9 protein-coding genes are annotated in these 14,384 nt (G+C 42.0%); 5 read left to right on the top strand and 4 right to left on the bottom strand.

All coding sequences use genetic code 11. The features are described 5' to 3' along the window. The first annotated feature begins 115 nt into the window (after window positions 1-115). The 4 genes from ACX6CI_RS07050 (at window position 116) to rlmN (ending at window position 3,686) form a co-directional block, all read left to right on the top strand. Window positions 116-586, top strand: coding sequence for a tRNA (cytidine(34)-2'-O)-methyltransferase (locus tag ACX6CI_RS07050; protein ID WP_458777456.1), 471 nt, complete (start codon window positions 116-118; stop codon window positions 584-586). Between the two features lie 61 nt (window positions 587-647). Beyond that, a complete protein-coding gene (gene serC, locus ACX6CI_RS07045; protein ID WP_458777455.1) occupies window positions 648-1,733 on the top strand; it encodes a 3-phosphoserine/phosphohydroxythreonine transaminase in 1,086 nt (361 codons plus the stop codon). Between the two features lie 8 nt (window positions 1,734-1,741). Continuing rightward, window positions 1,742-2,611, top strand: coding sequence for a radical SAM protein (locus tag ACX6CI_RS07040; protein WP_458777454.1), 870 nt, complete (start codon window positions 1,742-1,744; stop codon window positions 2,609-2,611). 10 nt (window positions 2,612-2,621) lie between these two features. Continuing rightward, window positions 2,622-3,686, top strand: coding sequence for a 23S rRNA (adenine(2503)-C(2))-methyltransferase RlmN (gene rlmN, locus ACX6CI_RS07035; protein ID WP_458777453.1), 1,065 nt, complete (start codon window positions 2,622-2,624; stop codon window positions 3,684-3,686). Between the two features lie 19 nt (window positions 3,687-3,705). Here rlmN and ACX6CI_RS07030 read toward each other — a convergent pair whose 3' ends face one another. The 3 genes from ACX6CI_RS07030 to ACX6CI_RS07020 all read right to left on the bottom strand — a co-directional run bounded on the left by ACX6CI_RS07030 (window position 3,706) and on the right by ACX6CI_RS07020 (window position 11,058). Further along, on the bottom strand, window positions 3,706-7,821 hold the full coding sequence (locus tag ACX6CI_RS07030; RefSeq protein ID WP_458777452.1) for a two-component regulator propeller domain-containing protein: 4,116 nt from the start codon (window positions 7,819-7,821) through the stop codon (window positions 3,706-3,708). A 281-nt stretch (window positions 7,822-8,102) separates the two neighbouring features. Then, window positions 8,103-9,317, bottom strand: coding sequence for an NADP-dependent isocitrate dehydrogenase (locus ACX6CI_RS07025; protein ID WP_458777451.1), 1,215 nt, complete (start codon window positions 9,315-9,317; stop codon window positions 8,103-8,105). Between the two features lie 757 nt (window positions 9,318-10,074). After that, complete coding sequence (locus tag ACX6CI_RS07020) at window positions 10,075-11,058, bottom strand: GlxA family transcriptional regulator (protein WP_458777450.1); 984 nt, start codon at window positions 11,056-11,058, stop codon at window positions 10,075-10,077. 171 nt (window positions 11,059-11,229) lie between these two features. Between ACX6CI_RS07020 and ACX6CI_RS07015 the strand changes: the two genes are divergently transcribed. Beyond that, window positions 11,230-11,757 (top strand): cysteine hydrolase family protein, encoded by a 528-nt coding sequence (locus ACX6CI_RS07015; RefSeq protein ID WP_458777449.1) that lies wholly within the window; start codon window positions 11,230-11,232, stop codon window positions 11,755-11,757. 139 nt (window positions 11,758-11,896) lie between these two features. Here ACX6CI_RS07015 and ACX6CI_RS07010 read toward each other — a convergent pair whose 3' ends face one another. Further along, window positions 11,897-14,344, bottom strand: coding sequence for an acetate--CoA ligase family protein (locus ACX6CI_RS07010; RefSeq protein WP_458777448.1), 2,448 nt, complete (start codon window positions 14,342-14,344; stop codon window positions 11,897-11,899). Window positions 14,345-14,384: the final 40 nt, after the last annotated feature.

Genomic DNA, 14,384 nt, shown 5'->3' with positions numbered 1-14,384 from the left:
TGCAAATAAAATCTGTAACTCATCTCTATTCAACTCTTCATTTAGCATTGTTTTATACCATTGCAATGGTTATAAACGATACTTCTCTTTTCCTTAACATAACATAAAACATTCAATGGAAAGTAATACACCACTCAATATAGTACTTGTTGAACCCGAAATTCCACCAAACACGGGGTCAATTGCAAGACTCTGCGGCGCAACTAACACAGTACTGCACCTTGTCCACCCTCTAGGGTTTAGCACAGACGACAAACACCTGAAAAGAGCTGGGCTGGATTATTGGAAACATGTACAAATTAAACACTGGGATAGTTTTGAGCAATTTTTAGCAGCCCAAAAAGAAACTGATCTCTATTTTTTCACCACTAAGACAACGACAAGCTATACAGAACCCGACTACCATGAAGGCTCATACCTTATCTTTGGCAAAGAAACAAAGGGCTTACCAAAAGAAACTCTCGATATGTACCATGACAGGTGTTACACGCTTCCCATGCCAAACAATAATATACGAAGCCTAAATCTTGCCATGACGGCTGGAATAGTCTTATATGAGGCACTACGTCAGGTTTCTGTAAAATAACGAGTTACCCGTAAATAAAATATTATTCAATTTTCACCACACTATAACAGGAGACGAAATAATGACTGATCGAGTCTATAATTTTAGCCCCGGCCCTGCAACCCTTCCATATGAAGTACTTCTACAAGCTGGAAAAGATGTGGTTAATTTTCAGGAAACTGGAATTGGCCTCATAGAAACCAGTCATCGCTCCAAAGAATTTATGAAGGTGACAGATGATGCTGAGGCGCTTCTAAGAGAATTGCTTAACGTTCCTGAAAACTACAAGGTTCTTTTTCTCCAGGGTGGAGCTTCTTCTCAGTTCTTTATGGTCCCTATGAATTTTTTGGGTAACGGCAAGAAAGCAACCTACCTTAACACAGGAACCTGGGCCAAAAAAGCTATTAAAGAGGCAAAGCTCTTTGGTGATATTGATGTCCCCTACTCCAGTGAGGATGCAAGTTTTAATAGAGTGCCAAAAGATGACGAGTATCAGGTAGCCATTGATTCTGAATATCTCTATTACGTATCCAATAATACTATTTATGGTACTCAGTTCGCGACTGCTCCACAGAGTGAAAAAATGCTTGTTTGCGATATGAGCTCCGATATTCTCTCAAGGCCAATTGATGTAGCAAAATATGGTCTCATTTTCGCAGGAGCGCAGAAAAATCTCGGCCCGGCTGGTGTTACAATCGTAATCGTCCGAGACAACCTTTTGGATGCTACCCCTGAAGGAACACCAACCATGCTCAGCTATGCCACCCACGCTGAAAAAGGCTCAATGTTTAACACGCCTCCCTGTTTTCCTATCTACGTTGTCGGCGAAGTGCTGAAATGGTTGAAAAAACAGGGTGGTGTTGAAGGAATTGAAAAGATAAATCAGGAAAAGGCCGCCCTCCTCTATGATATGATTGACAGCACCGAATACTATAGAGGTCATGCTGAAAAAGAATCCCGCTCTCTGATGAATATCGCTTTTAATCTTCCTACTGCAGATCTGGAGGCAAAATTCATTGCTGAAGCCGCACAAATTGGGCTTAATGGCCTTAAGGGTCATCGCTCAATTGGAGGCTGTCGTGCCTCAATTTATAATGCGTTTCCAACAGAAGGTGTTGAAAAACTCGTAGCCTTCATGAAGGAATTTGCAGCTGCAAACCCTGCATAAAACAGAGAATGCACTACGAAGGAAATATCATCCGGCCGCCCAGCGAGGCCAACTCAATCATCCTTCAGGTGACGACCGGATGTTCCCATAATAAATGTACCTTTTGTGGCGCATACAAGGATCAACCTTTCGCTATTAAAGATCTTTCCATAGTCAAAGAAGATCTGGAATTCGCTCAGGCCCACTGCAAGAGACAAAAACGATTGTTTCTTGCTGATGGGGATGTGCTGATATTATCGCAAAAAAAACTCACCACCCTCTTATCTGAGATTAAAAAGACACTTCCCTGGGTAAATAAGGTAAGTCTTTATGGCAGTGCAAAGGCGGTACGCAGTAAAACTCTATTTCAGCTTCAAGAGCTGAAGTCCTTAGGTCTTGATCGTGTATACATGGGGCTTGAGAGTGGCTGTGACACAGTCTTGCAAAATATCCATAAAAATGAAACTGCCAAGGGGATGATAGCCGCAGGGCTCGCTGTTAGAGCCGCAGGGCTGTTTCTTTCAGTAACAGCTCTTCTTGGGCTTGGAGGAAAAGCCCTTTCTCAAGGGCACGCCCTTGAAACGGCTCGCACACTCAACAGTATGCAACCCAATCAGGTTGCGGTGCTTACATTGATGATCCTCGAGAATACTCCACTTTTTCAAGAGGTCAACAAGGGTACTTTCAAACTGCTTTCTCCTAAAGATATATTAAAAGAGCTGTACCATCTTGTTGATAATTTAGAAGGCATTCGTTGTCAGTTTCACGCCAACCATGCTTCAAGTTACCTGCCTCTAGCAGGACGGCTCCCAAAAGACAAGCAACTCCTCTTAGATCAGATTTCAAAGGCCATTGAGGGTTCCATCACAACCACACCTGAACACCGACGCGCACTATAGAGTTATGGCTATGAGTAAAAAAATTGATTTAAAGAACTATACCGAAGAAGCACTCGTGGAATATATCGAGGGTATTGGCCAGTCACGCTTCAGGGCGAAACAGATAATGGGCTGGCTTTACAGGTATGGCATTAATAGTTTTGATCAAATGACCGATCTTGCGAAGGTATTCAGGTCACACCTCCACGAACACGCTTACATCTCATCGTTCTCTGATCCGATCATTGAAAAGGCCAGCGACGGCTGTGTCAAATTTGGTTTTCGCCTTTTTGATGGACATATTCTAGAGTCTGTTTTAATTCCAGAGCCGGAGAGAAATACCCTATGCATTTCTTCTCAGGTGGGGTGTGCCATGGGCTGCACGTTTTGTCTCACTGGTACCATGGGTTTTGTTCGTAATCTTTCTGTTGCTGAAATTGTCAATCAGGTCTGCGCTGTTCGCGACTACCTGCTGGACCAACCAGAAGACGAACTCCTCGGGCCAAAGCTTGTCACCAACGTCGTCTATATGGGTATGGGGGAACCACTCAACAATCTAAAAAATGTTCTCGACTCCCTCTCAGTCTTAACCCACAACAAGGGCCTTGATATTGCTGCCAGAAAAATCACTGTATCTACCTGCGGTATTGTACCAAAACTTCGCGAGTTAGGAGAGAACACTAATGTAAATCTAGCTATTTCTCTCCACGCAATTTCAGATAAGGTGCGCAGTAGCATAATGCCTGTAAACAATAGATATAATATAGATGAGCTTCTCCAGGCATGTAAAGATTATCCAATGCGCAAAAGAAAGCGTATTATGTTTGAATATACGCTTTTAAAAGGGATTAACGATTCGGATATGGACGCCCGAATGCTGGTGAGAAAACTTAAAGACATACCATGTAAAATAAATTTACTTTCCTATAATGAGTGTCCGGACCTTCCCTACAAAAGAGCAGATAAGAAACGAATTCTTGCCTTTCAGAAAATTTTACTGGATGCCCATTACACTGTTTTTATCAGAAGCAGCCGGGGGGACGACATCTCTGCTGCCTGTGGCCAACTCGCAACAGATGCAAAAACTTCAAGTTGATTCGAGCTTAAGGAAAGAATCACCGGAGTACAGAGTGTATAGTTTCTAATAATTTTTCCTGCTCCACAGGCTTCATAAGCAGCGCGTCACCACCTAGCTCACTAATACTATGACCAATTGTTCTGCTGCTATATCCAGTGCAAATTATTACTGGGATATCGGCACGTATCGCTTTTAATTCTTTAGCAACCTTATCACCGGTCATCAGCGGCATCGTCATATCTGTTATAACAACATCAAAATTATGTGGGTCTTTTTTAAATAGTGCTATAGCTGCTTCAGCATCCTGGAATGCAACCACCGTATTTCCCATATCATTTAGGAGTTGAGAAAGCACATCAACGAGTGGCTCCTCATCATCTATCACTAAAACCCGACATTCTTTTGCTTCTACCTGTCCCCTTGTCTCTACAATATCTGTAGTCTCAATATCTTCTACAACGGGTAAAAGAACAATAAACGTCGAACCATTACCACGTTTACTCTCAACCCTGATTGTTCCGCCACAACTCTGAACAATACCTAGAACAACAGACAGGCCTAAGCCAGTCCCCTTCCCTTGGGCTTTTGTTGTAAAATAAGGGTTAAATATATTGGCTACATGTTCATCAGGGATACCCATACCGGTATCCTTAATTATTAGTTCGGCATATAAGCCCTGGGGAAGCGAAACCTGCCCCATAATTTCATTTTTTGTCTGATATCTTTCTCGAAGTTTTACTGTGAGGACTCCGCCTTCTTTCTCCATTGCATGGGCTGCATTGGTACAGAGATTTACTATCACCTGATGCATTTGTGTTGTGTCAGCCAGTATATGTTTCACATCCGGTGCAATATCCGATTGTATAGAGATAGTCACCGGCAGCGTAGAGCGGATGAGCTGCAATGCTTCATCAATAAGTGATCCTAAAAAGATTGGCTGCAAAACGCGTTTATCTTTTCTACTAAAGGTTAAAATCTGCTGTACAAGATCCCTTGCTCGATAACCTGCTTGCAATATCCTTTCAAATTTCTTATGGACCGAGGTTTCTTTCTCTACTTCAAGGAGACCGAGTTGCGAGTAACCAACGATTGCCGATAAAATGTTATTGAAATCATGGGCTACACCACCGGCAAGGGTGCCGATGGCTTCCATCTTTGAGGCATGCTGTAGTGCCGACTCTAACTGTAGTTTTTCATCTTCACTATTTTTTCTGGATGTTATATCCATATGGATACCACTCATCCGCTCGGGTTTGCCTAAGTCATCAAACTCCTGGACTTTGCCGGTGGATAAAATCCACTTCCAGTCGCCGTTTTTGGCGAGCATTCTGAATTCGACATGATACTGAGAATCTGACCCTTCCAAGTATCCAGTCAGATTGCTTTGTACCTTTGCTATATCATCAGGGTGGATGAGGTTAGTCCAGGTTTCATAGGTGTGGTCAAAATCTTTGACACCATAACCAAGCATTGTGAACCAGGTGTCGCTATAATAAACGTATCCAGTGGTTGGATTAAACTCCCACATGCCCTCCTGAGCAGCCTCAAGGGCCAGGAGCAGACGTTGTTCACTTAGGACCAGTGCATTTTCTACTTTTTTTCTTTCTTCGACTTCTAAAGCAAGTTTACGATTATTTTTTTCAACATTGGCTATACGTTCTTTATCTCGTTTGGCCCTCAGTTCAATAAAGCCAAGTAAGATTGCCATGAGCATACAAAGATATATTCCATAGGCCCACCACCTTTTCCAGGGAGGAAATTCTACTGTAATAGGTAGGGAAATTTCCGAAGAGCTCAATAATCCATGGTTATTTGAGGCTCTAACCCTGAACACATATTGGCCGCCATTTAAGTTGGTATAAGACGCGTGATGCCTGTTTCCCGCAGTCACCCAGTCTTCTTCAAAACCTTCAAGTTTATAGTAATAGTTGTTTGCACTCGGGTTGTTGAAATCAAGAATTGCAAACTCAAAGGTGATTGCCGTATCTGTGTAATCTAAAGCGATAGATTCGTTGGGGTTTACATGTCTTTCTGGATTGATTTCCCTGTTGAACTTATAAAACCGCGTGAGGACAAGAGGCGCTTGATGGTCATTTGTTATTATTTTTTCAGGATAGAAAATGTTAATTCCATTTCTTCCCCCGATTACCATACTTCCGTCTGAACGTTGTAGATGGGCACGACTGAATTCACTGCCCTGCAGGCCATCCCTAGCCTGATAGGTTTGAAAACTCAAATTTTCAGGAGAAAATTTTGTAAGCCCCTTAACTGTTGTGATCCACAGGTTTTTTTCATTATCCTGCAAAATTCCTCGAATAGAGTTACTTGCAAGGCCGTCATTAACCGTGTATCTGGTAATTGCACCAGTGGGTAATTCGAGCCGGTTGAGGCCCCCATTTGTCCCTATCCAAAGAGATTTGGTGTCGGATTGAAATATCACCGTTGTGGTGTTATGACTTAGACCGTTGGCATCATTTGGATCGTTAAAATATTTTTCAAATCTGTTCTCACCCACCATTTTATTCAGTCCATTATCTGTACCAACCCAAATGGACCCTTCACTATCTTCAAAGACGGACCAGATTCCATTATCACTAAGACTCGCAGAGTGGTTACGCTCATTAAGATAGTGTTTAAATTGCTTTCTTTCAGGACCGAGAAGATTCAAGCCATTTCTGGTTCCAACCCACAAATTATAGTTAGAGTCTTCAAAGAGGGTCCATATCCTGTTATCACTAATAGACGTGGAATCTTCAGAACTGTGTACATAACAAGTAAAAGTTTTTGTCTTTGGATTGTATGCGTTTAAACCACCGTTATAGGTGCCAATCCAAACTATACCATTATGATCGACCAATATCGTTTCTGTAAGGTTACTACTGAGACTGTTAGGATTTTTGGGATTATTAGTGAATAATTGAGATTCACCACTCTCTGGGTTAAAACTTTGAATCCCTCCCCCGTCATTTGCCATCCAAAGCGTACCGGCTCTATCTTCTGCAACACCGTTTACGCCACTATAGGCAAGGTCTCCAGTTTCTGCATTACTCGCTGTGTAGTGATTAAACGACCGTGTCCTGGCTATGAATTTATTAAGACCTCCACCATCGGTTCCAACCCACATCACGCCATCTTTTGATTTAAAAACAAACCAGACTAGATTACTACTCAGACTTCTCAGATCATGATCGACATGGGTTATGGACGTAAATTTCATTGTTTCAACATCCAGATGATTCAAGCCCCCTCCAAAGCTGCCGAACCATAAATCACCATTATCATCTTCTAAAATATCCCAAATATGATTATGACCTATGGATAAAGGATTATCAGGGTCATGAATAAAGCGTGTGAAGGATTTTGTTTTAGATGAGAACAGATTAAGCCCGTTAATTCCACCAACCCAGATATTTCCTCTCGAATCCTCCAGGATCGAACCGACGACATCACTTGAAATTGAAGTTTCATCGCTGGCGTCATATCTGTAGGATGTGAATTTCCCGGTATCTGGATCGAGTATATTAAGCCCCCCTCCGTAGGTTCCGATCCAGATAAGTCCCTTCTTATCCTCGTAGAGATGCCACATTGAATCAAAGCTAATGGACTGTTCATCATTCGGATCGTGTCTATAACGAACAAAGGTTTCACTTTTTGAGTCAAAGAGATTAAGGCCTCCTCCTTCAGTCCCAACCCATATCCGGTTTTTACTGTCTTCTAGAAGGGAGATAACTCCATTATGAGATAGCGATTTGGGATCATCCGGATCATGGGTATAGCGAGTAAATGTTCCAGTTTTCGGATTGTACTTATTAAGTCCTCCCCCCACTGTGCCGATCCACAACATTCCATTATGATCTTCTAATAGAGCGTAGATAAGATTACTTGAAAGAGAATTGATGTCATCTGGGTTGTAGATAAATTCTTTAAATTCATAACCATCATAGCGTAATAAACCATCTTCAGAACCAAACCAAACATAGCCCAACCTATCCTGAAGTCCGCAAGTTATGGTACGCTTATAAAGCCCTGCATTCCCATCGATCCGTTCAAAATTGTAGTTAGCTGAAAATGCGGGGTTTGTAGGGGAAAGAATGATACAGCACAAGGAAAGTATAAGACCTATATAATAGAACAATCGTGATGGTCGGAACATAAAACGTCATCCTGTACTGCAATTTGACAAATGTTGGTATAATTTCGATGTTTGTTATTTAACAGAATAATCAGCTGATCAGGCCTCTGAAATATACTGCTAAATAAAACAGTATCACAAAAACTCTTCTAAATTACAGTAAATAGTTGCCTGTTGAACTGTTAATGATACGTGGAGGAGAACGTTTAAGGAAAACAAGAAGGAAGTGAAAACCTCAATCACCCGAGATATCAGGCTTACAAGATGATCTGGATGATTGAGTGGGTGTTAAATGGTACTACTTAGGCCATTTTGGCCTGTAGGTTTTCATCTAGTTTTGCCAAAAACTCTTCAGTGCTCAGATAAGGCTGTTCCCCTTCGACAAGAAGGGCTAAATCCTTGGTCATAAAACCAGACTCAACGGTCTCGACACACACCTGCTCTAAGGTCTCTGCGAATTTAACAACTTCAGGAGTGTCATCAAATTTGCCACGGTAGGCGATCCCTCTCGTCCAGGCAAAAATCGATGCAATTGGGTTTGTGGACGTTGCGTTCCCTTTTTGATGTTCACGGTAGTGACGGGTAACCGTTCCATGGGCCGCTTCTGCCTCGACAGTCTTACCATCTTCTGTCATAAGTACCGAAGTCATAAGACCAAGAGAGCCAAAGCCCTGGGCGACGGTATCAGACTGGACATCACCATCATAGTTTTTACAGGCCCAGACAAAACCGCCCTCCCACTTCATTGCCGCCGCAACCATATCATCAATCAACCGATGCTCATAGGTAATGCCAGCGGTTTCAAACTGGTCTTTGAACTCATTTTCATACACTTCTTCGAAGAGATCTTTAAACCTGCCATCATACTTCTTTAAAATGGTGTTCTTGGTTGAAAGATACACTGGCCAGCCAAGATTCAACCCATAGTTCATACAGGATCTGGCAAACCCGCGAATGGAATCATCAAGATTATACATACCCATTGCGCAACCACTACTCGGGAAATCGAACACCTCATACTCAACCGGGTCGCCACCTGATGCAGGAGTAAAAGTCATTGTGAGTTTTCCAGCCTCAGGTACAAGAAAATCCGTTGCACGGTATTGATCACCAAAAGCATGACGTCCAATGACGATGGGTTTTTTCCAACCAGGAACAAGGCGTGGGATATTTTCACATATGATAGGCTGTCTGAAGACAGTTCCACCTATGATATTTCGAATGGTTCCGTTTGGAGATCTCCACATCTCTTTTAGCTTAAATTCTTCAACCCTTGCTTCATCTGGAGTAATTGTGGCACACTTAACCCCTACCCCATATTTTTTAATTGCATTGGCAGCATCAACTGTAATCTGATCATCAGTTTCATCACGCTTTTCAACGCCAAGATCATAGTATTTAAGATCGACATCAAGATATGGGAGAATCAGCTTATTTTTAATAAACTCCCAGATGATGCGAGTCATTTCATCGCCATCTAGTTCAACAATAGGATTTTTTACTTTAATTTTACTCATAGTGTCTCCGGTTCAAATTCAGGTAAATCTTTTGTACTGATACTGCGAACCAAGGACAAATCATAAACAAACGCCCTGTGATTCATTTCTAGAAAATCCTTAGGGATTCCCTCATCTAGTACATCCAAAACAGCTTCAGGTTCAAATAATTGTGTAACGCTGACAAAGTATTCCTAGGCTACAAACATTATACAGTATGGACTTGCCAGTTTTATACGTTACCTTTTCGTACATTAGTGCCTTACTCCTGAATTTCTGTAAAAAAAAGAAACTCAGGGAAAATATTTACAATCGTGGTGTTGATTGTTGCCCCAAAGGCACTTATCTAGGCTTTGCGTCCCGTTTACCGGGGTTAATAATGTACGCTAATCTTACGAATAGAAACCTAATAAGAAACCATTATATAGTGCCCATCGTCAAGATAATGTTCATAATACTTATAATAGAGTCTCTATTATTTCGTTTGTATCAATGGGATGACGAGTAAATTCTTCTCAATTATCTCTTTTCTACTACTCGTTTTTGCCATCCATATTTGGGCAAATGATCCTTCATATAACCTTCGTGTCTGTTCTGTTAGTATTTCTGAATTTTGATAATACAGTTCTCAGCATGGGTAAACTCAGGATGGAAATCATTGTCAGGTTAATGCCGAGAGTAATCGGTCGTTCCCACATAAAAGATATGGATCAATGGCCTTTGATCGAGGCTATCAGACGAGGCATCTTTTTTAAGAAAAAAAACAACTGACCCATAGCTACAATTCATAATTGTACGCTGAAAATCGTTTTCTATATTCGGTTGGAGTAAGTCTTGTATGGGCTTTAAAGAGTCTTCGAAAAGAGCTGGTATCCTCATAGCCTACGCTAACGGTAATTTCGTCCACTGATTCTGCTGTAGATTCAAGCAAATATCTTGCGGCCTCAATACGGACAGCCTGTAGATACTCCGATGGTGTATCCCCGGTACTTGCCTTAAATCTTCTGTTTAAGGTCCTGATAGACAACATGGCCTTCTCTGCAACATTTTCTAGAGATATGGCATTTTTGTACTCCGACTCAATATATTTCTGTGCGCATAGGATGTTCTTGTCGCCATGATTTTTATTGAGCTGGTACCTACTATATGGTGCCTGACTTTCTCGGTTACTGTCGATAAGTAAGGTCTTGGAAATAGACACAGCGAGTTCGCGTGAGCCAAACTTTCGAATAATATAAAGACATAAATCAAGATACGCAGTGACTCCGCCTGCACTGATGACATCTCCCTCATCCACGAGCATTTTTTCAGGCTTGAGTATAACGTCTGGATATTCTTTTCTAAACTTATCCGTCAACCCCCAGTGGGTGGTAGCATTTTTACCAGACAACAACCCAGCACGAGCAACAAGAAAAGAACTAGCGCATATGCTGCAAATACAGGTGCCTGACTGATGCTGCGCTATAAGCCACTCAATTATATCTTCATTTTCAATTGTCTTCTGGTAATCACCTAAAAGAGCGGGTGTTAAAACTATGTCGTAATGTATGTTATCACAAATCGTTGCAGTGGTAGTAATGCTAAGGCCATTAAAAGCTATCACTGTCTCCTTTGATGGTGCGACTATTTCAACCTTGCAAAAACCATTGTTTTGATTGAATAGTTCTCTTACCTGCATATCGGCAATGGTGAAGATATCAAAAGGTCCGCTGACTGTTGATTGGATGCAGTTATCCAGTGCCAATATTGCAATGTTCAACATAATAATTTCCTGCAAAAAAACTTATTCGAAAACTTATAGTTCCATCCGGTTTGGCGTAAATGGCATCAACAATGTCCAGCTGGACACTTCACCCTTGTGCTCTCGTATCATATATTACAGAAACTGTGAATAACAAATTGAAAACAACTCTAGTATAAGGAGAATCGCACCATGGAAAAAGCATTGCTCATAATTGATATACAAAATGATTATTTTGAAAATGGTAGTTACCCACTATGGAATAGTGAAGAGACGCTCAATCGAATTGAATCTGCAATTAAATCTGCACAGGATAACCAAATTGCAGTAATCCTTATCCAACACATCGCTGACAAAGCCAAGGGGATTGCACCATTTTTCAATAGTGGTACCGATGGTGTTAATATTCACAACACAATTCTTGAAGCTGTTCCTGATGCTCCTGTAATAATAAAAACGTATGCAGACTCGTTCCACGAAACTACTCTAGAAGAGACCCTTAAGAACATTGGAGTTCAGGAATTACTTGTATGCGGAATGATGACTCAGAACTGTGTAACGCATACTGCAATTTCAAAAAGTGCGGGAAAATACAAGGTATCCATCCTTCAGGACTGCTGCACAACTGTTGATGAAATGATACACCTTATAGCTTTAAATGCCGTATCAACCAGGGTTTCACTTTTAAACAGCACTGATCTGGGGGTGATTGCCTTGTAGTTCTCTCATTCAGCTTTCGAGCAGTTTTACTCCATGTTCATATCCACAACGATATACAGCACTTTCATCGCCCCCATAGAGGGGAGGAAAGTGCTGTCGCATTGTGTTTTACTAGATCCTGTTGTCCTTAATCACCAGATCACCCGTCTTCCCCAATCAGACGCAAGCGCTGTTGCATTTTTTCGGCATAGAGACGCCCTGCAATATAGATTGCAAGAACTTGAACCGCCCTATCTGATGACCTGAAAACAACCACACCTTTTTCTGTGAGAACGTCGACAAGATCGTCGTACAGGCGTCCCCCATCAACAATACCAACAATTGGTTTGTCTGCACTCTTGCACAATTCAGGTAGGGTTTCTGCAATACTCTCTGGAAGAGAGAGACTGTATTTGTCTGAGTGATCATCACCAAGTGTCAGCATGGCGGGAGAGAGAGGGTCTAAACCAAGAACTACTGCATCAACATTTGGGTCACTGATTAAAACTTCGGCGGTGCGAACATGGGTCTCATCATCTGAGCCGGGATTAATATCAAGCGGGTTTTGCACAGTTATTAAACGATCTAACCCCTTCTCTTTAAAGAGTTCCTTAAGCTTTGATGCTGAAGACTCGCTAAAACCTGCCAGCCCCATCTCAAAGTCATCTGAGAGGATGTTATCAGCCATACCTACAGCTTCAAAACCTGCACCACTTATCGCCGCCAATCGGTTGCCATTAATTTTTTTATCATGGAGACGTTGGGAGAGAACCAGCAAGTCTTCAAATTGAGAAAATGTCTGGGCCACAATACCACCTGCTTGCCTTACGCAGGACTCGCACACCATATAATCACCTGCAAGTGAAGCCGTATGACCTGAGGTGGCAATTTTCCCTTCTGGTGTCCGACCAGCCTTGTAAAAAATCACATCCTTACCCGCAAGTACTGCAGCTCTCACTGCAGTTGTAAAGCTTAGGCCATCAAGGTCTTTAAAGCCTTCAGCATAAACGCCTATGACATCAATTGCGGGGTCGTCTTTCAGGTAATTTAGCATGTCGCCCAAGCTGAGATCATTTTGATTACCAATTGAAATCATATATGCGGGGTCAAGCTCTGGCCGTCTACTTAGGCGCGTTATCATAAAAGCACCACTCTGGCTGACAAAAGCGGCGTTACGTAGTCTGTCATCCCGTTTTCTTGGTAACTTAACCTCCGGTATAAACAAGGTGTCAAACCTGCCTGGATGAGAAATCACGCCTAAACAGTTGGCACCTAAGAAAACAGGCCCACCATCCCTATTCATGCGAGCCACATTAATACTTTCCATAACCTCACTGGCGCGGTCCATGGATTCCTCAGTCTCCCCCATGCCTCCGGCGATGAGCATAACGGTTTCAGCGCAATTGTTTTCAATAACTGCTGAAACAATTTCTGGCAGTTGCTCCGAGGCAAGTGCTACAACCAATAAATCGAGTTTAATGTCGAGAACCTTTAGATCAGCAACACACCTTATACCATTACACTCGTCCATACCCGGTCGTACTATACGGATATTTTTTTTGAGAAAACCATTAGCAATTATATTATCAAGAATAACCCTGCCAAAATTTACTCTTGTGGTAGAAACACCTAGAATTCCAATTGACTGAGGTTGTAACAGGTTTTTGATTTTTTGAAATGGTCTTGGCGTCGGAAGTGTTTCAGGTGCTTTAAAACGGCACATTCCATCCAGTGGAATCATCAAAAAGTCTGTAAATGCGAAGGGATTAATTTCAAGCTCCTCTATCACATACGGAGCTTCCGGGTTATTGGGAGAATAATAATTTGCTATTTCAATCATTGAGGAGAAACACTCAACAATCTGCTCATCGGTTACAATCCGTCGCTGTCCCCGTGTGAGACCTGCAAGTTTTTTATAACCAATCGTATTACGAAATAACGAGAAGAACTCTTCACCATCAATGTTTGTTGTGCCTGCTGCAACTACAGCCTGCCCCTTTCTAAATCGTTCTGCATACAGTTCAGTATCTGTCCCCCCAAGGCCCGCGCTAATTACCATACCGAATTCTCTTGTATTTCGGATGCCTACAATCAGTTCGTTGCCAAAGGCTTCAGAATCAGGAGGCATAAACTGAACCATCAAAGCCCCCCGTATATCCAGTGCAATTTGTTGCTGGAGTTGTTCACCTACAAGGCCAAGGTAATTATCTGGGCCATGCTCGGGGTTTTTTTCTATAATTGAAGCGTAGGTTTCAGGGACCTCATACATCATTCTCCGCCACGCAGAACGTATCTTGTCAGCTTTGTTTTCAACAACTTTAACACCCCCCACCTCGGTCTTATGAATAATTGTCGGTGAGACTACCTTCAATACTACTTTTTCCCCTGATAGCGATAAGAGTTCTGCCTCTGTAGGCTTGGTACCCTTAGAAAGCATTCTGGTTCCTGGAGGCGTTTCTGCTCCGCTATTTTTGAGCAGTTCATATGTTTCATGCTCAAAAAGAGTGTCTCTCCCCTCCGTTTCAGCGTTTTGAAAAAGACGGGTTATGGAATCGTAATTTATTGATAATTGTGCCGAAGTGACCATTTTGCCATCAGTTGAGATCATTATCTTTTCCTATAGTCAACATAAACTGATAGTTATGTAA

This window comes from Desulforhopalus glucosivorans (assembly GCF_054397165.1).
Note: the sequence above shows the minus strand (reverse complement) of the source record. Positions and strands in the feature narration are given on the sequence as shown.

Bases quoted from the DNA above. Each gene is read 5' to 3' on its own strand.
- ACX6CI_RS07050 (WP_458777456.1), top strand. From the start codon at position 116: ATGGAAAGTAATACACCACTCAATATAGTACTTGTTGAACCCGAAATT.
- serC (WP_458777455.1), top strand. From the start codon at position 648: ATGACTGATCGAGTCTATAATTTTAGCCCCGGCCCTGCAACCCTTCCA.
- ACX6CI_RS07040 (WP_458777454.1), top strand. From the start codon at position 1,742: ATGCACTACGAAGGAAATATCATCCGGCCGCCCAGCGAGGCCAACTCA.
- rlmN (WP_458777453.1), top strand. From the start codon at position 2,622: ATGAGTAAAAAAATTGATTTAAAGAACTATACCGAAGAAGCACTCGTG.
- ACX6CI_RS07030 (WP_458777452.1), bottom strand. From the start codon at position 7,821: ATGTTCCGACCATCACGATTGTTCTATTATATAGGTCTTATACTTTCC.
- ACX6CI_RS07025 (WP_458777451.1), bottom strand. From the start codon at position 9,317: ATGAGTAAAATTAAAGTAAAAAATCCTATTGTTGAACTAGATGGCGAT.
- ACX6CI_RS07020 (WP_458777450.1), bottom strand. From the start codon at position 11,058: ATGTTGAACATTGCAATATTGGCACTGGATAACTGCATCCAATCAACA.
- ACX6CI_RS07015 (WP_458777449.1), top strand. From the start codon at position 11,230: ATGGAAAAAGCATTGCTCATAATTGATATACAAAATGATTATTTTGAA.
- ACX6CI_RS07010 (WP_458777448.1), bottom strand. From the start codon at position 14,344: ATGATCTCAACTGATGGCAAAATGGTCACTTCGGCACAATTATCAATA.